This window comes from Paralteromonas sediminis (assembly GCF_003820355.1).
Taxonomy (GTDB): Bacteria; Pseudomonadota; Gammaproteobacteria; order Enterobacterales; family Alteromonadaceae; genus Alteromonas_F; species Alteromonas_F sediminis.
Genome location: NZ_RPOK01000001.1, coordinates 771325 through 797265, shown reverse-complemented (window position 1 = coordinate 797265; position 25941 = coordinate 771325). Strand labels below are relative to the sequence as shown.

Sequence of the window (25941 nt, the reverse complement as noted above, 5' to 3'; positions counted from 1 at the left end):
TCTCTTCCTAGTTAACTGTCATCTTGCTGCAAATCGCGTTTCACTTGTTGTAGTAACGCGGCTTGCTCCTCAGTCAGAGCTAGGTCGTTAAACATCTCAGGGCGTCGCAACAAGGTTTGTTTTAATGACTGTTGCAAGCGCCACTGTCTAATTTTTTCATGATCGCCACTGAGCAATACTGACGGTACCGATTGCCCTTCCCAGTTTTCCGGTCGGGTGTAGTGCGGGCAGTCTAACAGGCCGTCGGTAAAGGAGTCCTGCGTGGCTGACTGGTCGTGACCTAACACGCCCGGTACTAACCTCGCGATGGCATCCATGGTTACCATGGCCGGGAGCTCGCCCCCACTGAGTACGTAATCGCCGATGGACCATTGCTGATCCACGTGTTTATCGATTATGCGCTCATCAATACCTTCGTATCGACCACACAGAAAGACTATCTTGTTATGCCGGGCCAACTCGGTTGCTCCGTTATAATCCAATCGTCTGCCCTGTGGCGACAAATACACCACTTGGGTGTTTTCACCACCGGCTTTTTTTGCCGCGGTGAGTGCGTCATCTAAAGGCTGCACCATCATTAACATCCCAGGACCGCCGCCGTAGGGTCGGTCGTCGACCGTGCGGTGCTTGTCGTGGGTGTAGTCTCTGGGATTAAACAGGGCGGTTTCTATCAGGCCTTTTTTAACGGCCCTTCCGAATACACCTTGCTCAATGAATGGTGTGAACATGTCAGGAAATAAACTAACAATGCCAAACCATTTTTGGGGCTGCATTTAAAACCCCGGGTCCCAGTCGACCGTGATCACCTTTTCTTCTGTATCGACCTTGTGTATTACTTCGTCGTATACAAAAGGTAATAGTCTTTCCCGTTGCCCAAAAGCGTCTTTGGCGTTGGCTTTAACCTGAAGTACGTCGTTGGCACCTGTGTTAAACACATCCTGCACTGTACCCATGTTATAACCGTCAAGGTTAATTACCTGCATGCCCTTAAGGTCACGCCAGTAAAACTCCTCTTCGCCCAGTTCCGGTAGCAGCGCAGCGTCAATGCTGATTTCGGCATTTTTCAGGATATCCGCGGAATCGCGGTCCTCAATGCCAACCAGCTTTGCAACCATGCCTTTACCTTGCACCTGCCATTGCTCAACGGTGACCGTGTTTTCGCCTATCTGCCAGGGCTGATAGCTAAACACTGTGTCTGGCTGCTCAGTAAAACTGTGGATCTTAACCCAACCTTTCACACCGTAAGGTGCACCGATTTTGCCAATTACCACTTTGTCAGACGCGTGACTCATTTTACTCTTTCTTTGTTCAGCCAAACTTATCTACAATTGCAGCTTATGCAGCTGCCTTTGCATCTTTTACCAAGCGAGATACGCGGTCAGACAAACCTGCACCTTTGCTCACCCAGTACTCTACACGTTCAAGATCTAAGCGAAGACGCTCAGCATTGCCCTGTGCAGTTGGGTTAAAGAAACCAACGTTTTCGATGAAACGTCCGTCTCTTGAGCGGCGGCTGTCAGCCACAACTACTTGATAAAATGGACGCTTTTTCGCGCCACCACGCTGTAAACGAATAGTAACCATAAATTGCCTCAAACTCGTTGTAGCGTTACCGTTAACATGCTTTCATACCTGCGGTACAAAAGGCCGCGGAATTATACGCAGCCATAGTAAAAATGCAAGAGGAATGTCACTTTCATGCACAAACAACGCCTGTCGCGCTGGTTTTTCACTTTATTACGGCCTTATTTAGGTAAAGCCTGCCTGGCCACCCTTGCGTTAATTATCGCGGCCAGCAGCTGGTTATTGCTGGGTCAGGCAATTCGCTACGGCATTGATGCCGGGTTTGTAAACCAGAGCCAGGATGCCATTCGCTATGCGGCCTTGGGGCTGTTGGGTATTACTGTGCTGATCAGCTTTGCCACCTACTGGCGGTTTTATTTAATGACCTGGCTGGGCGAAAAAGTGAGTGCAGATATTCGCAATCAGGTGTATGCCCACCTGCTAAAGCTGGGGCCGGCGTTTTTTGCCAATACCCGCACCGGTGAGGTAATTTCGCGTTTCACCAGCGACACCTCGGTACTGCAAACGGTTATTGGCATGAGCTTTTCTATGGCCATTCGCTCTGCGCTTACCTTTATTGGCTCGCTGGCGTTAATGCTGACCGCCAGTACCACCTTAACCATCGCTGTGCTGTTAAGTGTGCCGCTTATATTAGTACCCCTTCGTGTACTTGCGCCCAAATTGCGTAAATACGCCCGTGCCAGTCAGGACAGAGTGGCCGACATTGGCGCGCATATCGACCAGAGCCTGCATGAAATTGTAACGGTGCAGGCTTACACGGCCGAACAGCGTGAAGCCCGTCAGTTTGCCGCTCAGGTTGACGAGGCGCTGTCCACTGCCTTAAAACGCATTCACATTCGTGCCTGGCTGATTGCGTTGGTGATGGGCCTTAGCATGGGCGCCATTGTTGGCATTGGCTGGCTGGGCATTGAACAGGTGCAATCGGGCACCTTGAGCGTGGGTGAACTTACCGCGTTTTTGTTTTATGCCGTAATGGCGGGGGGCAGTATTGCCACTGTGAGTGAGGTGATCGGCGATATTCAGCGCGGTGCCGGCGCCAGTGAACGGTTATTGGAGCTTTTGAATACCGACAACCCTATCGCAGGCGGTACTACACAAAAGCTGGCGCTTGCGCCCTCACCGCCCGCTATTCACTTTAATGCTATTCATTTTACCTATCCAAATACAGATACCCCTTTATTTAATGGCTTAACCTTAGACATTGCCCCTGGTGAGCAGGTTGCTTTGGTGGGGCCCAGCGGCGCAGGCAAAACCTCGCTGTTTAATTTACTAATGCGGTTCTGGGAAGCCCAGAAAGGTGTGATCACCCTTAACGATACCGACATTGCCGGCCTGTCGTTTGAGGCACTGCGCTCACACATTGCTGTGGTGGATCAGTCTGCCGTGGTGTTTGCTGATACGGTAACCAACAATATTCGCTACGGTCGCCCTGATGCCAGTGATGATGAGGTAAAACAGGCCGCCGAGCAGGCCTATGCCGACAGTTTTATTGCGCAGTTACCTAACGGCTACGACACCTTATTGGGTGAGCGTGGGGTAAATTTGTCGGGTGGCCAGCGCCAGCGAATTGCCATTGCCCGGGCCATTCTGGCCGACCGCCCTATTCTGCTGCTTGACGAAGCCACCAGCGCTCTGGATGCTGAAAGTGAAGCCAATGTTCAGCGCGCACTGAAACATCTGATGGCGTCGCGCACTACGCTGGTCATTGCACACAGGCTGGCCACGGTAAAAGATGTAGATCGCATTGTGGTCATGCACGAGGGCAAAATCGCCGCTACCGGCACCCATGATGACTTACTAAGCAGCAGTGACTTGTATCAGCGCTATGCGCAGCTACAGTTTATTGATTAGTCGGCGTTAACCTGCCCTAAAATAAGCACGCCGTTTTCTTCGCTGATGGGTAAGGCGGTTCGTTTGGCATACGTAGCCAGCCATTCGTTAACCAGGCTGGTATATTGCTCTGCGCTTTTCACACTGCGAGCGGCCTGTTTAAGTCGTTCTGCCAACGCCGGATTGGTGCCCGGTTTAGACAACGCCACGTAGGTAGTCGCCTGCTGATAAACAAACGCCTTTTTAATGCGGGTACAATCAAACCCGCTGTTAGCACAGGTTACATTCACGCCGCCGTCAGAGAAAAACAAATAGTCAGCCTGCCCGTTATACAGCGCTTGCAGGGCCTCACCCCAGCTTTGTGTGGGTACAGCCTTTATGCCTGCTTTTTCCAGCGCTTTGTGGCGAAAGTCGTTTTCCAGTACCGCTACGCGCGAGGTTTTAGGTAAGGCAGTGAGTGACGATACGCCATTTGAATGGCCTTGCAGTGCATAAAACGCATAGGTGTTTTGGGTAACCGGCGTGATCCAGTAAAACTGATCTTCGCGTTCGGGTGTGCGGGCTAACGAAAACACCAGCACATCGGGCTTTTCGGCACTCTCAGCCAAAATGCGCTGCCAGGGTGCACTTAAAATATTGTTATTAAAACCGGCATCAGCCAGTATAAGTCGCACCAACTCCACCGCATAGCCGGTTAACCGGCCTCTGTCGTCTTGCTCACTAAACAAAGGTTCTAGGTTGGTGATCACCCACAAGCCGTCATCTGTGTGAAGTTCAGTATTGTCCTGCGCCGCTTGCGCAGCAGCCGTGCCGGGCAAAAGCAGACATAACAACAGAAACAGACTAACTTTAATACAACGCAAGTGGTGGTTCCTTATCAGCTAACTGATGGATATTACACCAATTTGTGCAGATACCACACACCTGATAAGCATTATTTACAACGAAAAGGGCTTCCGAAGAAGCCCATTAATTCAAGCAAGGGATTTATGAAGAATAAGCTTGCCAATCTAGCCATTGGCAACCTTGATTCTCCAAATGTTAAACAAACAAAATGATGGGTTGTAGGTGTAACCCTTTCGTTTGTCGAACTCTTTACTGATAGGGGCTTAACATGAAACGCCCTTACCTTCTAGCGCGTGATACTCACGCAACATAATTACTAATTAATCACAAAATAAAAAACATTTCAAGAATATTTTATTACTAACTACCTTTAGCCTTAGTTACATTTTCGACAAAATGCCCTCGATGTATTGGCTGTCAGATACCTTATCCAGGTCGACCTCGGGTGCTTGCATTAACACACCGTCGCTTATCTTCAGTGAGACTTGCTGCGACGGCCAGTCTATTTTTTCCAGCTGTTTGGGCGATACTGCTAGCTTTTTACCCCCTGGCAACCAGTTGTTTGTATCTACAATAAACAGCTCGATAGCCCATGTTTTGGTATTGAAAATAAAGTCGCAAATGTGTCCGTGGCGATGCCCGGTAAGATTAACGTCATACCCGTCAACTTCATCGCAGGAGCGCAAATGGTTGTTTGATTCAGTTTTTTCCAGTTCGGTCAGGTCTTCCCGAACGGGCTCATCAACCAGTTGGTTGGGCATGGCAAAATCGCCCCAGGCCCCCGGGCCAGTCCAGTAATAGCCATAGCCCAGATACTTAAACAAGGCCTCTTCATATTCTCTGGATACGGGTTTATGCGTATCGATAGAGGGCGATGCTTTTAGCGTTTCCGTATCCATGGCAACGGCCATGGCTTTTTTGTCGTGCTCGATACCGGTGACAGAAATGGGGGTAATGATCACCTTTCGGCTAAGTGGTAACCAGGCACTGGTGTCTACATAAAAATAACGTATGACTAAATCCTGATCATCAAATAAAGCGTCCTTGCAGGCCCCAATGTCGCCGTCTGTCGCGTGAATTGAGAAGTGCTTTAGCTGACTAAATGCAATGTACATTTTGATCCTCCCTTTTCAGTTTTAAGGTGTGCAGTCCACACACCCTAAGTATAGGCTACCTGACCCAAGCTATTTTTGATCACACATCAGACCACCTAGTTAATGGCCTACCATTTGCTGTTCGTGTCATCTTGCCCTCTCCTTATTAGTTTCATTATAGGTAGGTACCTACGCAGACAATGAAAAGATTAATTAAGCCTTTTTGTGGTAACGGTTGATTTTCTGTTTAAAGACCCAAGGTCTAACAAGGCACTTGCTAAAAACTTAACAGACGCCACAGGAGGAAGAGCATGCTCTCTAAACTGTTGCCATGGAAGTACTTGATGCAACGCGCCGCCCATCACTACGGATTTATCGATCCGACGTCTATCCTTGCCCGCATCAGACAATTTTCTCAGCCCTCCGAAGTGGCAGAACCTATCGAACTGCTTCGCGCAGGGGTGAGCTTTCATGCACGAGGGTTAGTCAACACCAAGGCAATACAAACCAACCTCGACTGGGTGTGGCCGTATTGGGTAGAAAAGCAGTTTAATCCCAATGATCCCAGCTTTGTGCCACGGGCGTTTAGCATTAGCCATGTGAACCTAACCCATAGAGACTGGACGGCGGTGGGTGTGCCTGATTTGGCCTTATACCCCATTGTTGACCCAAGAGGCCTGGTAACGCCGCTTTACGATGGCTGGTCGTTCGATATCTGGCTTCAGGATAGTGACGGAAACCTGCATTTCCCCAGTAAAAGTCAGTCGTTTAAGCAAAAACAACATGCGCAGGAATCGCTTCAGGTTGAGTCGCACCATGAAACCTCTAAGGGCACGATCACCAGCACCGTTGAACTGGTTATTGACGATAACGCATCACCAGTACTGAAAACGACAATTCGCAGTGATATTCCCGATGGGGGAAAAATCGTGATCGCTTTCAGGCCTTACAACCCTGAGGGCATCCAATTTATTGAACGTGTTAACGTAAACAAGGTACGCAAACAGGTTACCGTTAACAACGACACCCTTGTGCACTTTGACCGGCCGGCAGATTGCCATTATTTTTCGAAATATCTGCACGGTGATGTGGTTTCGGCCATTGAACGTGATGCGGCCTCTGATGATGATTTTGAGGTGAAATGTGAGGCGGGAATGGCAACGGCCGCGCTCGGCTTTAATGTGAAGCCAAACAGCGGTCAGCAAACCCTGACGGTTCACATTGACCTGGCCAAAGAAATGGCCCGTGACGGCCATCGCTCAGCAAAAACGGCAGCTTGGTCAGAATTGTTTGCCGCCGCCGCTAGCCTTGAAACCCCTGACAAACAGTTAAATAAGGTATTTAAAAGCAGTCTCGTTACCTTAGCGCTCTTAAGTGCAAAAGACATCGTACCCGGCCCTTACACCTATAAACGATTCTGGTTCAGAGATGCCTGCCTGATGATGAATGCACTGCTTGCGGTGAACCTGCCTGAACGGGTAAAACGCGCCTTCCCCGGCTTTTTACCCCATCAAAAACAAAACGGTTATTTTCAGTCTCAGGAAGGTGAATGGGATTCTAATGGTCAGGTGCTATGGATCCTAGACAGGTATGAGCAGGTTACCGGTGATTCTGTTTCGGACGATCTGGTAAGCGCTGCGCGCAAAGCCGTGAAATGGATTGATAAAAAACGGTTAGATGCCCCAAATACGCGTCACCATGGTCTTTTTCCTGCGGGCTTCAGTGCAGAGCACTTTGGCCCCAATGACCACTATTACTGGGATGATTACTGGGCTATCGGTGGTTTAAACGGCATTGCTGCACTCTTTACGCGACATGACATGGAGGAGGATGCAGAAACGGCCCGTCACCTGTCAGAGCAAATGAAACAAAGTGTTGAAGCGTCTATCGATAAAATCGAAACCCATAAACGTCAGGGAGGCATTCCGGCCTCGCCATACCGCAGAATGGATTCTGGGGCTATTGGTTCTATGGTGTCGGATTACCCGCTACAGCTCAATTTGCCGGACGATCCGGCCCTTGTAGCCACTACGGAGTTTTTGCTGCAAAAGTGTTTTTTCGAGGACACCTTTTTTCAGGACATGATCCATTCTGGCAAGAACATCTATCTAACCTTAGCCGTTGCACAAAGTTTGCTACGCCAGGGTGATGACAGATATCACACGCTGATTGACGCTGTGGTGTCAGCCGCATCGCCTACAGGGCATTGGCCAGAAGCCATTCATCCACGCTCAGGCGGCGGCTGTATGGGTGACGGTCAGCATGGCTGGGCAGCGGCTGAGTTCCTTATGATGGTGCGCAATATGTTCATTAGAGAGGAGCAAGAGTGCGTCATCGTAGGGTCTGGCATTCCTGAAAAATGGTTAGACCAAGGCGACAAGGTAGCCTTTGGCCCCACACTGACCCCTTGGGGCAAAATGGCAGTAGAAATTACTGTTGAGGGAGACGAAAAACATATCAGTTTGGACATAGACTGGCACAGCAATGTTAAAAAGCCTGACATCAAAATTACTCTGCCGGGGTATAAACCTGTTAACTATGACCCGCAGCTTAAGAAGGCGACGTTAACACCGTTAAATGACGACATGGAGGCCAACCATTAATATTTTAATGCTCACCAACACCTACCTTCCACATGTGGGCGGGGTGGCGAATTCGGTTTACCAAACGGCAAGTGTTCTGCGGGACAAGGGCCATAAGGTGCTGATCATCGCCCCTGATTTCGAGGGCTCTGAAGCTCCCTTGTATGAGCAGATCGACGATGTGATACGTGTACCCGCTATTCAAAACTACAACGGCAGTGATTTTTCCGTTCGGGTAGCGGTACCCTTTGCACTGACCACTCTGCTGGACGGTTTGCACATCGATATAATTCACAGCCATCACCCGTTTTTGTTGGGTGACACGGCGGTGCGTCTGTCACATCGTTATCAGGTACCTCTGGTTTTTACCCATCACACGCGCTATGAACAGTACACCCATTACGTGCTCGAAGACTCTTCGGTGATGGCGCAATTTGCGGCAGAACTGGCGACAACGTACGCGAATATGTGTAATGCAGTGGTTGCGCCCAGCACCAGCATTAAACAGATGATCAATGACAGGGGCGTGACGGTACCGGTGGAGGTGATTCCAACCGGTGTGGTGCTTGATAATTTTAAACAAGCTGACAAAAAAGCAGCACGGGATCGCTTGAATATTGCTGAGGATGTCAGGATCCTTGGTCATCTGGGCAGACTGGCTGAAGAGAAAAACCTGCATTTTCTCGCCGACGCCATGCTTGAACTACTTGAACAAAACGACAACACCACCTGGTTAATTGCAGGCTCAGGCCCCTGCGAAGAGGCCATAAAAGATAAGGCGCAGTCATGTGGTCTTCACAACAGAATTCAGTGGCTGGGGAATGTCAGCGGGCAGGATCTCGTGGATGCCTACGCGGCCATGGACGTGTTTGTTTTTGCCTCGCAGTCTGAAACTCAGGGGATGGTGGTCACAGAAGCCATGGCGGCTGGTGTACCTGTGGTGGCGTTGGCCGCACCGGGTGTCGATGATGTGGTTAACGACGCCAATGGCCTGCACCTTCCAAAAGATTCCACGCCTGCGTCTTTTGCTGCGCAGTGCAACACATTGCTAAAAGACACTAACTCATTGTCAGCTAAGCGTGCAGAGGCGTTAAAAACCGCAGAGACATTCTCAGATTCACGCAGTGCTGAACGCTTGTTGGCGCTTTATGCTGACACCCTTAAAACGTATCAAGCGCCCTTTGAAACACACCCCGGTCTGGAGGCAATGGATAACCTTAGAGCTAAATTGCAAGCAGAGTGGCAATTGTTGCAGCAGAAGTTCGACACGGTTACAAAAACCTTTCAGGTTAACGGAAACGATGAAGCATGAGTGAGTCGCAGCGTCATTCTCAAGTCAGTCTGAAAATTGGATTGGCCTTGCTGCTTCTCGGTATAGCGGTGTTTTTATATTACACCGACATTTCTGTATTAGTGACTGAGATAAAAGCGTTTGCCCTGAATCCACAGGCTGACCCCGTTTGGTTTATTCTGGCGCTGTGCTTTTTACCCCTGTTAGGTTTACCCTTAAGTATATTTTGCATAGTCGCAGGGGCAAAATTTGGCGTTGGCTGGGGACTGGTCATCATAGGTATTGCCATGATGTGCCAAATGGTTGCCTGCTATTTGGCCATGCACTCGTTCATTAAACCAAGCATCATTCGTTGGCTGGACAAAAAGGATCGCTCGGTACCCGATATGGGGCGCTCATCACAAATCAAGTGGGCTGTGGGTATTGTCGCCTTGCCCATTTTGCCCTATATGATGAAGAACCTTTTGCTGGCCAGTGGCAGTCTGTCATTGGCTTATTATTTGTTGATCAACTGGTCAATACAGCTACTGCATGCCGTGCCTTATGTGATGTTCTCGGGCGCAATGAAAGACCAGAACTTCACGCTGGTAGCCGTGGCAGTCGTGTTGATCCTGGCGCTTTCAGGTGGTGCTCACTACGCGAATAAGAAACGTCAGTGAGCACGCTAGCGTGTATTACTCTTCAGGTAACACAGCGCCTTCTGTTAAGGCCTTGGCCAGTAATTTATGCGTGAGAAAATGCAGCATCTCGGCTTCATCGTCTGAGCGCTCGCCGTCGACACCTGTGATCATATATGCCACTTCCATGGCCGTGTCGGGGTCGTACATCAAGTCGTCTTTGAGGTTTTTTAGCATGGCGCGTCCTTCGCCCACATCCAGTGCCTTGCGTGCCTGAAAAATGGCTTCGGTTTTAAACGCTTCACAACTGATAGGGCTTTGCCAGTCGAGTGACTCCACCAGGCTATCTAGGGCTTCCTGCTCAGTCAGCGTGACTTTTCTGTCTACTTGATAAAGCAATACTGACATTTGAATAAGGGCTTGATTAAAGTGCTGTAACTGGGATAACTGCATGTGTGATCCTCGTGTATTAGCTAACGCATTCCATTTGTGTGGCACTGTAAGACCTGAAATGCGCCAAAAAGTTTTATCCATTACGCGAAATTTCTATCGTAGGCCCAGTAAGATGTCCTCAATGTAATAATTCCCTGTAAACACAGGGTCGGTTTGCCCTTCCCACTCCAGAGCGAAAAAGGCTTTATCGGTACTGGTAAGCCCATCGTATTCGCCAATCACTTGATACAGCCAGACTTCTTTGTCGAAATCGAGCTGTTTTTCGTCAAAGTAAGTCAGCGCTGACAGAGTTTGCCCAGAGTCGATGACACGTTCAAAGTAGGCCTCTACCGCCACCTTAATTTCCGAATCATTCAGGGTGACCGATGACGCTTCTTCCAGCGTAAATTTCTGGGCGACAGCAGTCGTTTTAGGTTTAACGCGCACCTTGTGTGCACCTACACTAACTGCAATTAAGGCCAGCACGTTTTCGTGCTCGGTGTTAAAGACATCGGCTTTTGCCTCTGCCAATAGCGGCGGTGCTTGCGTAAACAAGGCGGGCGGCTGTGTCATATTGATGTATTGCCTTGGGGCAAAATCAGGATGTTGTTCCTGATGCAGCAAATAACCCTTGAGCAACCGGGTTCTGCCCTGGAACTCTCTGAAGCGCCCCAATAGCGCTAGCAATCGCGCCTGGACCACCGACAACTCTTGTGCGGCTTTGGCAAACCGGCGCTGCAAGGTTACCACCAGTAAATGGCGCAATTCACTGTAGTTACCCGCTACCTGACTTAACTGATCAAACTGAAAACACTCCAGCTGGTTAAGCAGTTCACTCACCTGCTCCTGTGCCAGTTGGTTTTCACGAATTTTTGCCTCCACCGACGACACATAGCCAAACTCGTCATTAATACGACTGAACAACACGCGAATACTGTTGCCTAGCGCTTCGCTGAGTTGGTATACGTGCTCGGTGAGCTCGTTCAGGTAAGACTGTGATTCTGCAAAACGCTGCGCCAACAATGACTCTTTATAGTGTTCAGCCAAGGTTGTGAGCCCAGACAATGCAGCCACTACGTTGGTTGACATTACCCGGTTGCGCTCGTCCTGCAAACTGCCTTCCAGCAGGTTTCTGACTACTGCCTTCAAGCGCAACGGCTGACTGGCATCGGGCCGCCATAACACGCCCAACCTTACCAGCTGTTCCAGTGCATTGGCCGGGAACTGGCGCTCCGTTACCGTGCCGTTGGCATAGGCCTGCATGATAATATCGCCGTGACGGGCTAAGGCATTAAGTAGCCTTTTCCCCTCTTCAATTATTTGACTCACAACAAACTACCCTGCGCAATGGCCGCTTCGGCCTGCTCAGCCAGCCCAAGCCCTTCTGTTTCGTCAATGAACTTGATGACCTCATACAGATATTCAATCTTGCCGGTTGCCAGATAAATTTGCTTTTCACTATTGGGTTTTAGCAAATAGCCCAAGTCGGTGAGGCGTTTAAACACCTGTTTTAGCTGGCCGTCCATGTTCACACTGGTGGAGCCAAACAAGCGGTACCGGGCAATCTTTTCCAGCGTTTCCCGAAACGCCGGCGTGTCTTCAATAATTTGTTGTAGTTCTGACAAGCGGATCGCCGAGCCCATGGCCAGCGGCACATCAGACTGCGTAGCCTGTTGAACCAGCACTAACCACTCCACCAGCGGCATTAATTGCGACGTGGTCTCTGCAAACTGGGCGGTAAGATGCTTGCGCTCTTCTTCGCCAATAGAGATATAACTGGCGTAAAACACACTGCCGTCAGCGGCAGTAGACAGCTGACGATTCAGCACGTCTAAATGCGGCTTAATTTGGTTTTGGTTTTCGCGCTGCTTTAAAAAGCGCCAGCCCTCTTCGTCACTGACCTGACAAATATAGGCGCCTTCCAGTAGCCGGGAGAGTACGCGTCCTGCTTCACTTAACATGCTTCAGCCTCCCTCTTTGCTTTGAGTTTTTCAGAAATGGCATTCACTTTCGGCTGCACCACTTGCAAGCGACGGCTCGCCTTGTCAATCAGGTAACGATTCTCAAACAAGTTGAGCACTTCCGACTCCGGATTCGGGAAAGCCCCGACCACATCGATGTTGTTGTTCTGACAGGCATCAAAAATCTTTTTGATATTGCTGTGGTGCAAGGTGCCCAGCTCGTCGATAGGCCAGTGAATGGTGACATCGGCTTCGCCCCGCAGCAAACGGGTAAAGGCAAGTAAAAACTTACACAAAATCAGGTACGCCATACCATGGCTAGATGATTCGTTGAGCTGACGGTCGGTGCGGATCACCAAATCGCTGTTGCCTTCGCGCAGATGCAATTCGATGTCCAGCAACTTACTGATACCGCCGTGCAGCGCTGCCCGGCCCAGAATGTCCAGCACGCGGATCATGGCGTGACCGTACGACTCTTCAGGCAACTGATCACCGCCCTCCGCCAGCCAGGCTTCATGCTCCTGTTTAAACGCTTCCAGCTCTGGCCAAAATTCCAGTTCACTGATGCGCGAACGAATTTTCACTGCAGAGTTAGATACGCCATCCAAATACAATTCACTGTCGACTTCTTCTGTGAGCCGCCTGCTTTGACGCTCAATGCGTTTATCGATATCCACCAGTACGTGGTAGTACTGGCTTAAATCTGCACCAAAAATACGCCCTTGTTCTTTCAGGCCTTGCAGTTTTTGCGGAATGATGACGTTCAACAGCTGGGACAAGTGCGGCACCAACTTGCGATGCTCTACCCTTACCGTGCCGTCTTCAGATACGGTCTTACATTCCTGACGGGCTTTTTCCCAGGTGTCAGACAATCCGGTACCGGCTTGTGTGGCGATCATCTGATCGAACATGTCTACGTAGTCGCGCACGTTTTTGTGCTGGGTTTCGCGATCTTTGAGCAGGCTCTGTGACAGGCTAATGCGTTGGGTGAGTGTATTGGCCACACTGGCAATATCGGCAACGTCGCCTTTTTCATCCAAATCCAACCTGACAATGGCTTTGTGCAGGCTTTTCACTTCTTCAATATGACTGCTAAGGCGGGTAATAGACTGCTCAAGTTCAGCCCGCTTCGCAATAAGCTGCTCGCGGGTTTGTTTGAAGTCGCTTTGGTATTTGGCCAGTTCACGCTCGGCGTCACTGAGGGTTTGACGGGTTTTAGTCAGGCTCTTTTGCCATTCCACCTTTTGCCCTTTGAAGATACGGTCATACCAACGGGTGTAGTCAGCCACTAAATGACGCTGGCTTTGGGTGCGCTGGATGTCTTTTTGCAGCGTTGCCAGTTGCTTCTTCAGGGTGCCGATTTCGTCTACATCAATCCCTCGCTCATTCAGCTCGCTGTCCAACCATTGTGACAGGGTTTGCTTTTCCTGCTCGGCATCCTGCTTGATCGAGGCAATTTCGTCGTCGACGTGGGCAATACGTTCCTGGGTTTCATCAATCAGCTGCTGCCAGTGGAAACTCTGTTCGGTTTCCGCCTCACGCTGCTGTTCAAGCAAGGCTTCTTTTTCTGCGTTGTGGGCAGATTCTGCTTTGCTTAGCGCTGAAGCGATCTTTTCAATTCGCTTTTTCGCCGTTAACTTACGCTCAGCCAGCGCAGACTGGTATTCACTCAGTTGAGTGTCTTTGTCTTGCTGTAGACGTTTTCGGTTGGCCTGCGCCGACTTTACACTGTTGTCTTTTTGGGTAAGCGCGAGTTCCGCATTGCGCACCTCTTCGTCGGCACTGCTGAGCGCACTTTCTGCGTCGTTTTGCGCCGCTAGGGCCTCGCTGGCCTGAGATTCTGCTTCGTTGAGTTTGGTTTGCAGGGTCGCCTCATCGGCCGCCAGCATTGGCTTATCCAGGTGGCTTAAATCCAACCCTATGCCGAACAGGCTATCGCCCTCGTCTTTTTGCGTTGGATGTAGCTTGGTCTGGTTCAGCAATTCTGGCTGAATAATTTTACCTATGGTGTCTGGCCAGTCGGGTTTCGACGCGCGAAGAAACTCCAGTAAGGTGCCTTCGCCGGGGAACAGCATCTGTTTAACCTTCTCAACATTGCTGTTTGCCTGCTGATAGCGGCCCCTTGCCTTCTCAAGTGCAATACTGGCTTGCTCGCGCTTGCGCTGGCTGCTTTGCAGCGCCTGACGGGCATGCTGACACGCCTCTTGTGCAGCGTCTTCGCTGACTTGCGCTTCTTTTATCGCTGCATCGAGTAAATCCAGCTGGCTTTGCTCGAATGAGTTAAAGCCTGCATTGCTTAGCGCACTGCTGCACTCGGCTTTTTCAACCTTGAGTGATTCTATGGACTCGCGATAGCTGTTTTCTAGCGCCGTTAGCTGGCTTTGGTACTGCTCTTTGCTTTGCTGCTTAAGTACGGCTTCTTCCTGCCTTTGCTGGTTCAGCGTGTCGTTGAGCGTTTGCTTTTTCGCGTGCAGGGCGCTCACGGCTTCGGCGTGCGACTCACCGATTTCAGCCAGTCGACGGTTAAAGCTGGCTTCGGCGTCTTGGTGCTCGTTGGTAAGCAAAGCGAGCCGTGATTCGGTATTGGCCAGTGCGCGCTGCCATTGTTCCAGGTGCTCCACATCGTTTTTCAGCTGGTCAATGTCTTTTTCCTGCCACTGGGCATACTCTTCTTCTACTGCATCCAATTCGCGAGTGTATTTGTCCACATCGGCACGGGCCGATGAGATAGTCTGGTTCAGGGTGTCCTGCGCATCGCGCCATTGGCTTTCAGCTTGCTTCAGACTGATAACGGTTTCTTCCAGCTGCGCTTGTTGTTGCGTGAGTTCGGCAGCCTGAGTGGCACTGTCCACCGAAAACTGTTCTTTCAGCGCGCGCAGCTGGGCCTCGGCATCTTCCAGCGCCAGATTGGCCTGCTCCAACTGCAAAAATGTGGGACGGATACCGTCAAACGATTTAATCAGCTGACACTCACCCTGCCAGTCGTCCACTCGCTGTTTACTCAGGTTGGACGTGGGCGGCTGCACACCGTCTTCCTCCATAATGGCCGCCACCATGGTTTTGATGGTTTCCATTTTACCTTCTTTGGAGTGCACGGCTTTTGCCAGCTTTTCTATGTGCCGAATTGGATGCGCGGCATCGCACACGCTAAAAATACGCGCATAGCCGAGTAATTCCCGAGCATTGCTGCTTTGCGTTAACGTACTTTGATCGTTTTGAATAACAGCGCGGAAATCTTTGGTACCCATTTGGCTCGACACCAAAATATTATTGCGCTTGAGTGCCCGCGCCATATCAACGGCATTCACGCTGGCGAATTCACCGGTTTTTTGCTGGATGAGGTAATCGTCCCTGTCGAACGGTTTCCCTATCAAACGATAGTTAACACCGGTACCGGTAGACGTCAGCACAGCCTGACACAAGTCACCTTCAAAGCGCTCGTATTCATAGATAATAAAGCTGGAAGGACGCGGTAAATACCACTTCTCGAAGCTGTCACGTGTGGCGGGTACCACCCGACTGGGATACTCTCCGTAAAACACCGGGATCAAGCGTTGTAAGGTGGTTTTACCTGACGCATTGGTACCACAAATATTGGTGTGGCCATCCAGCTTGAGTTCAACTACGTTTGGGAGGTGGGTGTCTATTAGAATTATTCGTTTTAACCCGGGCATGAGGCTCCTTCACCCGTTAATGCACAATAAAAAGAGCAGCATTGTAGTACGAATAATAAGGCCACAAAAGTGGCAATATCGACGAATCCATGCTGAATATAAAAAATCGTCTGCTAGGCCCCTATTTCTTTGGGGTTTAGGTTAATATCGTCTACGCTTGAGTGTAACTATGTTTAGGTTATTCTATTAGTGTGAGCAACTCTGTCTCTGATTTTTCGTTTGCATGTGATGTAGATGCAGACCTCAACTTACTTCAAGTGAGTGGTGAAACCTCAGCATTGCTGGGTTTTTCAACGTCTGAAATGGTTGAGCGAAAAAACTATTTGCATCGATGTGGACACCAGGACGATCTGCAAGCCTTGCAGGCCTTGTGCGAAACATTGCCCAACTCTGACACCCCCTCATTACACATGCGCCTAAGAGGCAAAGACAAACAATTCCGTATCTTTTGGGTGTCTGTAACTGCTTATCTGCAACCTGATGTTATTAGTTTGTCTTTTGTTGATGTTAGACACCTTCCTCATGCCATGACGGGTCTTGATTCCGATATTGTGACTGTGTTGATGGAAACCACCAACGACTTTATCTTTTTTAAGGACGCCCATCATGTGCTATTGGCCGCAAGTCAGAGTATGGTGAGTTTATGTGAACCCATTTCTCATTGGCGTGAATTTTCAGGAAAAATCGACTATGAGGTGTTTCCCGAGTCGCTGGTTGAGAATTACTACAACCTTGAAGTACAAGTGTATGCCGGTGAGAGTGTGGCACAAGGTATTCAGCCTATCATTCGGCCAGATGGCACCCAAGGCTGGGTGGACAACCGCAAGTACCCGGTCAAAAACGATGCTGGTGAAATCATTGGTCTTTATGGCATTGCGCGAGACGTTACCGCGCAGGTAAAAGCCCTACGCGAACAGAGGCTAGCGGCCAGTGTATTTGAACATACCAGCGAAAGCATCGTGATCGTCGATGCACAGGCAAACGTGCTTAATGCCAACCCAGTGTTTGCCAAAACGACCGGCCGGGAAGTTAATGAAGTGGTAGGTAAAAATCTTAAGGAAGTCAGGCATGGCAGCGACGGTGATGAAGCCTTTAGACGTCGCTGGCAACGCATAACCGACAAAGGACGCTGGCAAGGCGAGCTCAGCGTGCAATTACCCAATGGTCAGATAAAAACTGAGATGGCCCGTTATAACGTTGTTAAAGACGAGCATGGTAAAGATATGTGGTATGTGGGGATCTATACCGACATCACCACCATTAAAAATCAGGCAAAAGCACTGGAATATTCGGCCTCTCACGACCAACTGACAGGACTACCTAATCGAACATTGCTGGCTGAGCGCCTTGCAGAGGCATTGGCAAGAGCCAAACGCCACGAATCTGAAGTGGTAGTAGCATTCATTGATTTAGATAGCTTTAAGCTTGTTAATGACGAATTGGGGCATCACGAAGGCGATCAGTTTTTGGTTGAAACCGGTAAAGCCATGCGCGCTTGCCTTCGCGAGGTAGACACCCTCGCCCGCGTGGGCGGTGATGAGTTTGTGGCCGTGTTAACGGATGTGTCCGGCTTAGACGAATATGGGCCGTTTTTAGAACGTATTCTCGAAGCACTCGAGTCGGTTAGTGACTCGACAGGTCGTTTTACCTGCACTGCCTCCATTGGTGTAGCCAGTTATCCAATGGATGGCACTACGGCTGAAGAATTGATACGCCGGGCAGATCAGGCTATGTATAGCGTTAAGCAATCTGGCAAAGGCGCATTTAAAGCTTACAAGGCCATCTAGTTTCACGCCTTCAGCGTCTTGCAATTAGGTTTTTCGACGCTCTGGCAGTTGCATCTTATGGCCGGATAAACCAGTATAAAGCCCCTTTTGTTCTCTGTCGGTAATGGACGATGGCACCTGAACGTATTTTAAAAGCCCTTATTTTTACTTCTCTCTTTTTTGTTTCTTTTCTGCATGCTGAGTCTGAACCTTTAGATAACGGCCGTGTGATTATTGGTTACGTGTTTAGCGAAGAGGCGGTTATCAATCCCAATGAGATTGCCGCTGAGAAGCTCACCCATATCAACTATGCGTTTTCCAATATTGAAAACCACCGCATCGTTGAGGGGTTTCAATACGACACGCAAAACTACCGCGTGCTGCAAACGCTTAAAAAACGCAACCCTGATCTAAAAATACTCACCTCGGTGGGCGGTTGGACCTGGTCGGGCAAGTTTTCAGATATGGCTCTAACCGAATCGTCCAGGCAAGCGTTTATAGACAGCGCAGCAGCCTTTATTAAAAAGCATCAGTTGGACGGTATTGATATTGACTGGGAATACCCAGGTTTACCTGGTGCTGGCAACGTGCATCGCGATGAAGATGGCAAAAATTTTACCCTGGTACTAAAGGGACTGCGTCAACGACTGGACAAGCTGGAAGGTGAGTTAGGTCGCCCACTGCTGCTGACCATTGCTAGCGGTGGCTTTCAGGCGTTTATCGACCAGAGTGACATTGGCAATTGGCAGCGCTATCTCGACTTCATCAATATTATGGCCTACGACTTTCACGTTGCCGCCAAGAACACTTCAACCGGTCATCATGCCGGCCTGTATACCCACCCCAATGATACACGGGGCCTGTCTGCTGATGCAGCAGTAAAGGCGCATTTAGCCGCAGGCGTACCGCCGGAAAAACTGGTGTTAGGCGTGGCTTTCTATGGCCGAAGCTGGGCAAGCGTGGCCGCCGACAATCAAGGCTTGCATCAGCGCGGTCAGCCTAATACCGCTGAATTTAACGGCATTAATTACGGCAGTAATAGTTACCATAATCTGTTTGTTAATGTTATCAACAAAAACGGCTTTACTCGCTACTGGGACGATATCGCAAAAGCGCCGTACCTGTGGAACCAGGAAAAGCGCATTTTTGTGACCTACGACGACCCTGAATCCATTGCCCTAAAAACTGACTATGTCAAAAACAAGGGGCTAAAGGGCGTGATGTTCTGGGCCTATGACAGCGATCATGAAACCCAGCTTCTGACCACTATTTATCAGGGCTTACGAAAATAAAGTCCTGCTGACGGGTCTGTAACATCTGTTCCATGAGGGTGTGGGCACTGACTTTACCTACGTGGTCAAGCAGTGCCTTTGGCGTATTGTCACCCATTTCAAACGTCACAGCGTGTACGCCATAGGTGTCGGCAATAAATTGCTTAAACACGCCCCGCCCCGGGCTTGAACCTGGCTGATCACGCACAACAAACGAGCGAACACTTTCCTTTTTAAAGGCGTCGAGCCAATTCAGTACAAAGTCGGCAGGCATAACACCATAGTCACTGGGCATGGTGTAAAACACATCCTGGCGGGTTGAATGAAAATCCAATGCAAACACCAGGCGTTCATCGCCGCTTATCAGTTTCTGCATGGCCTCATGTACCACACGGGTTTCCTGCTGGGTAAACTTGCCCCAGTCGCGGTTTAGATCCACCCCGTTTAAATTATGACGCCAATAGCCTTCATCAACCCCGTCAGGATTAACCACAGGCACGACCAGCACATTGAAACGGTTAAAAAACGCCGGCATGACTTCTTCTTGTTGTGCCAGAGCGTCGACAAAACTGAGCATGGCAAACGCCCCGGTAAGCTCTGGCGGATGCTGCCTGCCAAGCACCAAAAGCCATTCCTTATTGTCTGGCTTTTCATGCACTAAGCCATAAATAGGACGATCACCCGTGGAGCGGCCCAGCAGCACCTGCTCAAAGGCACTTGATTCAGACAACTGCGTTGCCCATTCAATGTAATCCTGACTGGTAAAAAGCGCATTGGCGCTCACATAACGCGTTGCAGATGCCCCAATAGTCAGCTGGACCTGAAAGCCGTGCTCATCCAACGTGAAAGGCAAAGGCTGCCAGCTTTCACCGTTTTCACTGACTTGTGGAAGATACCTTGGGCGCTGCCCATCGGCAGCGATTGACAGAGTAAGACGCTGCTCAGTGTCAGACTCAATGGCAAACGAATACCAGGGGCTAGGATTAATAGGCGTATTTTCCGGTTTGGTGGTCAGCATAAAATGTCCGGGCGCAAGGCGTTCACACCCATCCAGTTTCCCACCCGCATAGTCAGCGTGAAACGTCACACCGTCAAACTCACAACTGGCATAGGCCTGCGTGGACAGCAGGCCAGCAATCAACAGCAATCGCCACATACTAATTTCCTTCTTGTTGGGCAAACTTGGACACCAGCTCCCAACTTAACGCCTGCAGCGCCTGAGCGACATCCGGTGAGAGGCCAGCTGTAAACAGGTTACCCTCGGGAGACTTGCCCTGCAGACTGGCATAAAACACACAGGCAGCCAGATAGGTACCGGCTGCGCTTGGGTGCTTAAGATCGCGTCTGTATGTCAGTGCGGGCGTGTCGCCTTGTTGCTCCACACCCAAAACATCGGGCACGTACAAGTCAACATGGGGAAACTGTTTGGCTGCCGCAGCAAACGCCAGGCCCACGGGGACCACAGGTACCTCAAGCTTCTTTCCCTGCGCCAGATAGGCATTGGCAATGTCTGTCGCCATTTGCCCATTGCCTTTGTATCCCCAGGTCATAAACAGAATGGGCTGCATGTCCTGTTGTCTGACAATGTCGACCGCCTCTGCCAATGCGGCCTCGAAACGCGCTTTTTTGCTGGAAAGCACAGGCTCATTGCTGTGTCCTTGCAGCACCACAGCATCCCATCCGCGTTTATCTTCTTTCAAATAAGCAGCCAAACCACTTACGTGCTCATGGATATGCCCACCCGAAAGGGTTTTTAGGCGAGTGCGATTTTTACCACGCTGCCAATCGCCATTCGCCCTTATCAGGCTGTTGTAATGGTTGTGAATGCCGTTGTTATAGAAGCTAAAACTGTTGCCAACGAACAGCACTTTATCGGGTGCATCAGCAACACCTGCCCCCGATAGCAAGGCGGTGCACAGTGCTGCTACCGCAGCAAGCCGTTGTAATGCCTTCATAAGAACACCTTAGGCGCAAGCCATACCGACACAATGGAGAGCAAAATCATACCAATCAGATTAAGCATGGCTCCTGCCCTCACCATTTGTGGAATAGACAATACACCCGACGCAAACACGATGGCATTGGGTGGCGTAGCTACGGGCAGCATAAAGGCACAACTCGCCGCTAGTGTAACGGGTATACACAAGAGTAAAGGCGATACGCCCAGCTCCAGCGCGACCGCCGCGACCACAGGTAAAAAGGTGGCCGCAGTTGCCACATTACTGGTGAGTTCGGTAAGAAAGATAACCAGCCCGGTAGCAGCAACAATAAGCACAAAAATGCCCAACCCGCCTAGCGGCGTAAGACTCTCACCGAGCCAAGTTGCCAGACCGGTAGACGACACCGCGGCTGCCAGACTAAGACCGCCACCAAACAAGATCAACACACCCCAAGGCAGCCTGCTCACGTTTTGCCACACCATGATCTGAGGCTGTTGTTTGTCACCACTTGGCAGCAAAAACAGCACTAAAGCCGCGGCCATGACGATACCGGTATCGGTGAGAAAACTAATGTCTAGCCAGGCTGATACTGGACGTCTTAAGATCCACAAGATCACCACACAAACAAATACCACTGCCACCCGCTTTTCAGCAGTAGACATAGGGCCAAGCTCTTCTTTTAGCGCCTTTAGGTGTTCGTTTACCGCTGGATTAGCCGGTATATTGATACGAAAGCTAAAACGCGTCAGCGACACCCATGCCAGCGGCAGCATGATCATCATGACGGGTACGCCTACCAGCATCCAGCTGGCAAAGGTAATTTTAATGCCGTAGTTCTCGGTTAAAAACGCTGCCAACAGCGCATTAGGCGGTGTGCCGACTAAAGTTGCCAAGCCGCCAATGGTCGCTGCGTAGGCCAGCCCCAATAACATGGCCACTTTAAACGACGCGGTTTGCTCGTCGGACAGGTGGTTATTGTTATCGGCAATCACAGTGGCCACCGACAACGCAATCGGCATGAGCATCATGGTAGTAGAGGTGTTGGTCATCCACATAGATAACAGCGCCGCGACCAGCATAAAACCGCCAATTAGCCGAGTTCCATCGGTTCCTGTGATATTAAGAATGATTAGCGCAATACGCTTGTGCAGCATCCATTTTTCTACTGCCAGCGCCAGAATAAAGGCACCCAAAAACAAATAGATAATGGGGTTTGCATAAGCCGCTGTGGTCTCGCTCATGGTTGCCACGTTCATTAGCGGAAAGGTGACAATCGGCAAGAATGCCGTAACCGGTACAGGCACAGCTTCAGTTGCCCACCAGGCAGCCATCCACAAACCAATGGCCGCTACACGCCAGGCACCCTGGTCCATAGTTTGCTGAGTACCGTCAAACATCATCATTACGGCAAACAGCAAAGGACCAAGGATAAGCCCGATATCCTGATAGCGAGCACGTTCGTGCTCGCGCATATCAATCGCAGACATAATTAGAAGAACGCCTTAACATCTAAGTAATAACTGCGGCCATAGTCGCGGTGCGCATCAGCAAAGTAACCAAAGAAGCGGTCAGCTAACGGCGCGCGTTCGTCGGTGAGGTTTCTTACACCAAAACGAACCCGAGTACGTGTTTCCATCACGTCGAAGTTGTACGACACAGTTGCGTCATAAGTGGTCATTGACGGGATGATATAGCGGGTCCCATCGTCCAGCGTTAGCGAGCTTTGGTAGAAGTCACCAATATAGTTGCTGCTGAACGACGCGCCCCAATCACCTTGTCGCCAGTTCAGTTTAAAGCTGTAGCGCTTTTCCTGATTACCGTCTCTGCCAATCAAATCGGCAAAGCCGTCAATCGGATAGCTCTCTGGCAACAAACCTGATTCAGCAGCTTCAACCAGTATAGCGGCGTCACCGCCTGCTTCCTGTTCAAATTTATCCAGCCAAGATGCATTGAACTTAAAGTTGAAATCACCAAAAGCCGTTTCAAAATCGTAGTACACGCCTAAATCGTGTCCTTCGACGATACGGCGGTCTAAGTTCGCATAGCGGTCGTCAATAAATTTAATGTCACCGGCAGGACACAAACCCGCAGCCAGATAGATGGCCTCTTCGTCACTACCCGCTTCAACCGGATCACGGGAGACGGCGGGATTAGTATTACAGCTGCCGCCACTTTCCAGCCTGCGAATTAAGTCAAGCAATGTATGGTTCTCTTCCCCAAACAGGCCAATGGTATTTTCTTTGTCGATGGACCAAAAGTCCAAAGTGACAGTCAGGTTTTCTGTAGGGGTGAAGACAAGGCCGATAGATGTATTTTCAGACTCTTCAGGTTTTAGCTGGTCACTCCCCTGCGCAATACGCTGAATGGAGTTGTTACAATCAAGCACATCTTGATCAGGATCGCCGCCGTTTTCAGCCGCGTATACGCAGGTCCAATCGGTTCTTGAATTATTACGTGCCACTATGTCTTCGTTTACGGTGACCAGGTTAGGTGCTCTGAACGCTTCAGACCATGAACCCCTTACCAATAGCCATTCTGCTGGACGGTAGCCAAAGGCCACCTTGCCCACTGTTGTGCTGCCTACATCTGAGAAATCCTCAAACCGCAATGCGGCTTGCACGTCTAAATTATCCAGAATGGGAAGTTGTAACTCAGTAAACAAAGAGGTGACTTGGCGATCACCCGCGTTGTCTGGTGTAGGGCTGGAGTTAACCACATCAGACACAAACGGATAGGTGTCACCTTCTTTATCGGTAAATACTATGGTGCCGTCAAGACGCGGATCACGGTCGTCAACGAACGACTCGTCACGCCATTCAAAACCCAAAAGAATACCCACATCACCGCCTGGCAATTCAAATATACTGTCATGAGACGCTTTGAAGTCGAAAAGGGTTATTTCGGTTTTACTTTCACGAGTGACATCGATGAGCGCACGTTCGATATTTGAATTGATGCCACCAGAGAACGGGTTATAAGCGGCTGGTGTTGGATCATTCAGAGCCTCTTGCATCAGGGTGTTCGATACACGGTTTCGCGTGATATCAGTCTTTTCGGCTTCTGAATGCATTAGCGCAGTATCCCAGAACCAATCGCCCCAGTAACCGCGAAAACCTTGTAAGAAGCGGAAAGAGTCACCGTCGTTGTCAACAATACGCGGGAATTCAGCAAACCGGTAGTTATCCAGTACAATATCAAACCCGTCTGCGGTGAAATCACCGGTGATAGACTCTGGCAAGCGGTTTGGCGACCCGGCAACACCGAAGGGGTTGTAGTAGTTTTCCGCTGCAACCACTAGCTCAGAGGTCGAAAATGCCGCTGAGGCGTGTCTGATCAGGTTAGTTTTTGATTTGTAATAAGAAAACTCGGTAAAAGACTCCACACCATTTTCAAACTGGTGATTAACAAAGGTAAAAAAGTTAAACCTTTGCAGGTCAGAGCGAAGATCACGGCCAATACCATCGTAACTATTGTAGTTTAAGCGATACAAGGGATAACCACCTGGATTATTTCTCTGCTGATCTTCAACGCCACAGGTATATTCATTGATTTGCCATGCAACTGGGTCGCTACAAGCCGGATCAGACAGTGGGTAAACGTGAAACTCACCGGCTGAGTCAACCAGGTTGTTGTTATCTAAGTCTCCTTCGTTACCGGGTATAATATCGAATCGGCCAAACAGTGAGTTGGCTGTGTCGTTTCTAAAATCTGTGCTGTCTGCCCAGGGGGAACCTTCTGGCAAGCGCCCCCGAAAATCTGAGTTTGCCCAGCGCTCATCATCTAACGAGTTAATTCTGTCTCTGTCGTAATAGTTAACAAACGCACTGACATTGGTTCTGCCATCATTGAAATTTTTACCCATTTCAAACGTGACTGTATTGTTTGCTGCTGGCAGATTGTCATATTCAGAGCGCTTGAGGCGTACGTTAAACCCTTCAAAATCCGTTTTCAGCACATGATTCACAACACCTGCTACGGCATCTGCACCATAGATGGCTGATGCACCATCGCGGAGGACTTCAACACGGGACAGCCCAGCCACGGGAATTGTATTTGAGTTCACCGAATTAACGGGAACAAAACTTCCGCCCACCTCTTCGGTTTGATAAGAAGCGGCATTTACCAGTCTGCGGCCATTCAACAGTACTAGTGTGTTGCCCGTGCCTAAATTTCGCAGGTTAAATGCACCCACATCACCACGCGCGGCATTCACGCCGCCACTGATATTTTCTGCTTCGTTAAAAAAGTTCTGTCCGTTTTCTGGGATTAGGTCCAAAAGCTCATCGCCTGAATCAATGCCCAATTCGGCAATGTCTTCTGCGTCCATGACTGATACAGCAAGGGCTTCGCTCATTTTTCCGCCGCGAATTTGCGTCCCCACTACGGCAATCTTCTCAATAGACTTCTCGTCATCAGCACTGGGCGTATCGGTTGACTGAGCCAACAGGCCAGGCGAGAGTGACAGGGCTACAGAAGCCGCTAAAATACTAGGAATAAAGGATTTAGTTCTTATGTTTTTTGGTGTGCTTTTCATGTTCGGGTTCCTGTTATGATTTTTAGAACACTTCATGACATAACGCACAAGCAGAGAAAAACCCCTACACGGTTTTTACATTTTTTTTACAGCAGTGGTTTTTTCGCTCAGAAAATGGCGGGTAGAATCAGACCTAAACACATGGTGACCAAGGTCACGCCATACAGCCAGCTTGGCGCAAACGTATTACTGCACATCATAGAATCTGCCAGTAAAGGTTGATTACCCCACTTGCTAGCAGGTTTGTTCTGCTGCGATTTGAGAGGGAAAGGAATAACCTGAGACGCATCGATTTTTGATTTTAGTGACTCAAGGCAGGCGGTTTTTGCCCACATTTCAGACAGCTCAGCAAAGGCTTGCTGATGAGCAGCGTCTTCACCCAGCCACTGATAAAACGCGATTCGCTTTGCTTGCTCTTCAGGCTTGTTCTCTAAATCATCTAACACGGCGATCCAATCAATGGCTTTTTCCACCACCGCTGCAGGGACATCTTCACCGAGCCACTCATGAATGTTCATG

20 protein-coding genes are annotated in these 25941 nt (G+C 49.8%); 6 read left to right on the top strand and 14 right to left on the bottom strand.

The window, feature by feature from the left end; genetic code table 11:
• Positions 1–11: 11 nt before the first annotated feature.
• Genes trmD through rpsP form a run of 3 tightly spaced genes read right to left on the bottom strand, consistent with a single transcriptional unit; the run spans position 12 to position 1584 of the window.
• A complete protein-coding gene (gene trmD, locus DRW07_RS03610; protein WP_124026504.1) occupies positions 12–773 on the bottom strand; it encodes a tRNA (guanosine(37)-N1)-methyltransferase TrmD in 762 nt (253 codons plus the stop codon).
• Positions 774–1292 (bottom strand): ribosome maturation factor RimM, encoded by a 519-nt coding sequence (rimM, locus tag DRW07_RS03605; RefSeq protein WP_124026503.1) that lies wholly within the window; start codon positions 1290–1292, stop codon positions 774–776.
• Between the two features lie 43 nt (positions 1293–1335).
• Positions 1336–1584, bottom strand: a complete 249-nt coding sequence (gene rpsP / locus DRW07_RS03600) for a 30S ribosomal protein S16 (protein ID WP_124026502.1) — start codon at positions 1582–1584, stop codon at positions 1336–1338.
• A gap of 114 nt (positions 1585–1698) precedes the next feature.
• Here rpsP and DRW07_RS03595 point away from each other — a divergent pair, with 114 nt between their 5' ends.
• The gene (locus DRW07_RS03595) at positions 1699–3435 is read left to right on the top strand and encodes an ABC transporter transmembrane domain-containing protein (RefSeq protein WP_124026501.1); all 1737 of its coding nucleotides are present in this window, start codon (positions 1699–1701) and stop codon (positions 3433–3435) included.
• Here DRW07_RS03595 and DRW07_RS03590 read toward each other — a convergent pair.
• Positions 3432–4277, bottom strand: a complete 846-nt coding sequence (locus DRW07_RS03590) for a substrate-binding periplasmic protein (RefSeq protein ID WP_165870387.1) — start codon at positions 4275–4277, stop codon at positions 3432–3434. The two genes, DRW07_RS03595 and DRW07_RS03590, sit on opposite strands and share 4 nt — an antisense overlap.
• A gap of 363 nt (positions 4278–4640) precedes the next feature.
• Positions 4641–5375: a PRC-barrel domain containing protein gene (locus DRW07_RS03585; RefSeq protein WP_124026499.1), complete on the bottom strand. Its 735-nt coding sequence runs from the start codon at positions 5373–5375 to the stop codon at positions 4641–4643.
• A 290-nt stretch (positions 5376–5665) separates the two neighbouring features.
• Between DRW07_RS03585 and DRW07_RS03580 the strand changes: the two genes are divergently transcribed.
• From DRW07_RS03580 to DRW07_RS03570, 3 genes are read left to right on the top strand one after another with little or no spacing between them, the layout of a single operon-like run.
• Positions 5666–7957 carry a glucosidase family protein gene (locus DRW07_RS03580; RefSeq protein ID WP_205665349.1) on the top strand — a complete coding sequence of 764 codons (2292 nt, stop codon included), beginning with the start codon at positions 5666–5668 and terminating at the stop codon, positions 7955–7957.
• Positions 7932–9248 (top strand): glycosyltransferase, encoded by a 1317-nt coding sequence (locus DRW07_RS03575; RefSeq protein WP_124026498.1) that lies wholly within the window; start codon positions 7932–7934, stop codon positions 9246–9248. The genes DRW07_RS03580 and DRW07_RS03575 overlap by 26 nt, the downstream gene beginning before the upstream one ends.
• Positions 9245–9886, top strand: coding sequence for a TVP38/TMEM64 family protein (locus tag DRW07_RS03570; RefSeq protein ID WP_124026497.1), 642 nt, complete (start codon positions 9245–9247; stop codon positions 9884–9886). The genes DRW07_RS03575 and DRW07_RS03570 overlap by 4 nt, the downstream gene beginning before the upstream one ends.
• A 15-nt stretch (positions 9887–9901) precedes the next feature.
• Here the strand turns inward: DRW07_RS03570 and DRW07_RS03565 are convergent, their stop codons facing one another.
• The 4 genes from DRW07_RS03565 to DRW07_RS03550 all read right to left on the bottom strand — a co-directional run bounded on the left by DRW07_RS03565 (position 9902) and on the right by DRW07_RS03550 (position 15911).
• Positions 9902–10297: a TerB family tellurite resistance protein gene (locus DRW07_RS03565; protein ID WP_124026496.1), complete on the bottom strand. Its 396-nt coding sequence runs from the start codon at positions 10295–10297 to the stop codon at positions 9902–9904.
• Between the two features lie 93 nt (positions 10298–10390).
• Positions 10391–11605 (bottom strand): phosphoenolpyruvate carboxylase, encoded by a 1215-nt coding sequence (locus DRW07_RS03560; RefSeq protein ID WP_124026495.1) that lies wholly within the window; start codon positions 11603–11605, stop codon positions 10391–10393.
• On the bottom strand, positions 11602–12237 hold the full coding sequence (locus DRW07_RS03555) for a condensin complex protein MksE (RefSeq protein WP_124026494.1): 636 nt from the start codon (positions 12235–12237) through the stop codon (positions 11602–11604). Before DRW07_RS03555 ends, DRW07_RS03560 begins: the two co-directional genes overlap by 4 nt.
• Positions 12231–15911 carry an ATP-binding protein gene (locus tag DRW07_RS03550; protein WP_124026493.1) on the bottom strand — a complete coding sequence of 1227 codons (3681 nt, stop codon included), beginning with the start codon at positions 15909–15911 and terminating at the stop codon, positions 12231–12233. Before DRW07_RS03550 ends, DRW07_RS03555 begins: the two co-directional genes overlap by 7 nt.
• Before the next feature lie 191 nt (positions 15912–16102).
• On the opposite strand from DRW07_RS03550, the gene DRW07_RS03545 reads away from it, so the two are divergent.
• Both DRW07_RS03545 and DRW07_RS03540 read left to right on the top strand, forming a co-directional pair.
• A complete protein-coding gene (locus DRW07_RS03545; RefSeq protein WP_124026492.1) occupies positions 16103–17698 on the top strand; it encodes a diguanylate cyclase domain-containing protein in 1596 nt (531 codons plus the stop codon).
• Between the two features lie 110 nt (positions 17699–17808).
• Complete coding sequence (locus DRW07_RS03540; protein ID WP_124026491.1) at positions 17809–18969, top strand: glycoside hydrolase family 18 protein; 1161 nt, start codon at positions 17809–17811, stop codon at positions 18967–18969.
• On the opposite strand, the gene DRW07_RS03535 is transcribed toward DRW07_RS03540, so the two are convergent.
• The 5 genes from DRW07_RS03535 to DRW07_RS03515 all read right to left on the bottom strand — a co-directional run bounded on the left by DRW07_RS03535 (position 18944) and on the right by DRW07_RS03515 (position 25940).
• Positions 18944–20104, bottom strand: a complete 1161-nt coding sequence (locus DRW07_RS03535) for a M14 family metallopeptidase (RefSeq protein ID WP_124026490.1) — start codon at positions 20102–20104, stop codon at positions 18944–18946. The two genes, DRW07_RS03540 and DRW07_RS03535, sit on opposite strands and share 26 nt — an antisense overlap.
• A gap of 1 nt (position 20105) precedes the next feature.
• Positions 20106–20903, bottom strand: a complete 798-nt coding sequence (locus DRW07_RS03530; RefSeq protein ID WP_124026489.1) for a DUF4886 domain-containing protein — start codon at positions 20901–20903, stop codon at positions 20106–20108.
• A complete protein-coding gene (locus tag DRW07_RS03525; protein ID WP_124026488.1) occupies positions 20900–22375 on the bottom strand; it encodes an SLC13 family permease in 1476 nt (491 codons plus the stop codon). The genes DRW07_RS03530 and DRW07_RS03525 overlap by 4 nt, the downstream gene beginning before the upstream one ends.
• Positions 22376–22377: 2 nt before the next feature.
• Positions 22378–25422, bottom strand: coding sequence for a TonB-dependent receptor domain-containing protein (locus tag DRW07_RS03520; protein ID WP_124026487.1), 3045 nt, complete (start codon positions 25420–25422; stop codon positions 22378–22380).
• Positions 25423–25529: 107 nt separating this feature from the next.
• Positions 25530–25940: a FecR/PupR family sigma factor regulator gene (locus DRW07_RS03515; RefSeq protein WP_124026486.1), complete on the bottom strand. Its 411-nt coding sequence runs from the start codon at positions 25938–25940 to the stop codon at positions 25530–25532.
• Between the last annotated feature and the right edge of the window lies 1 nt (position 25941).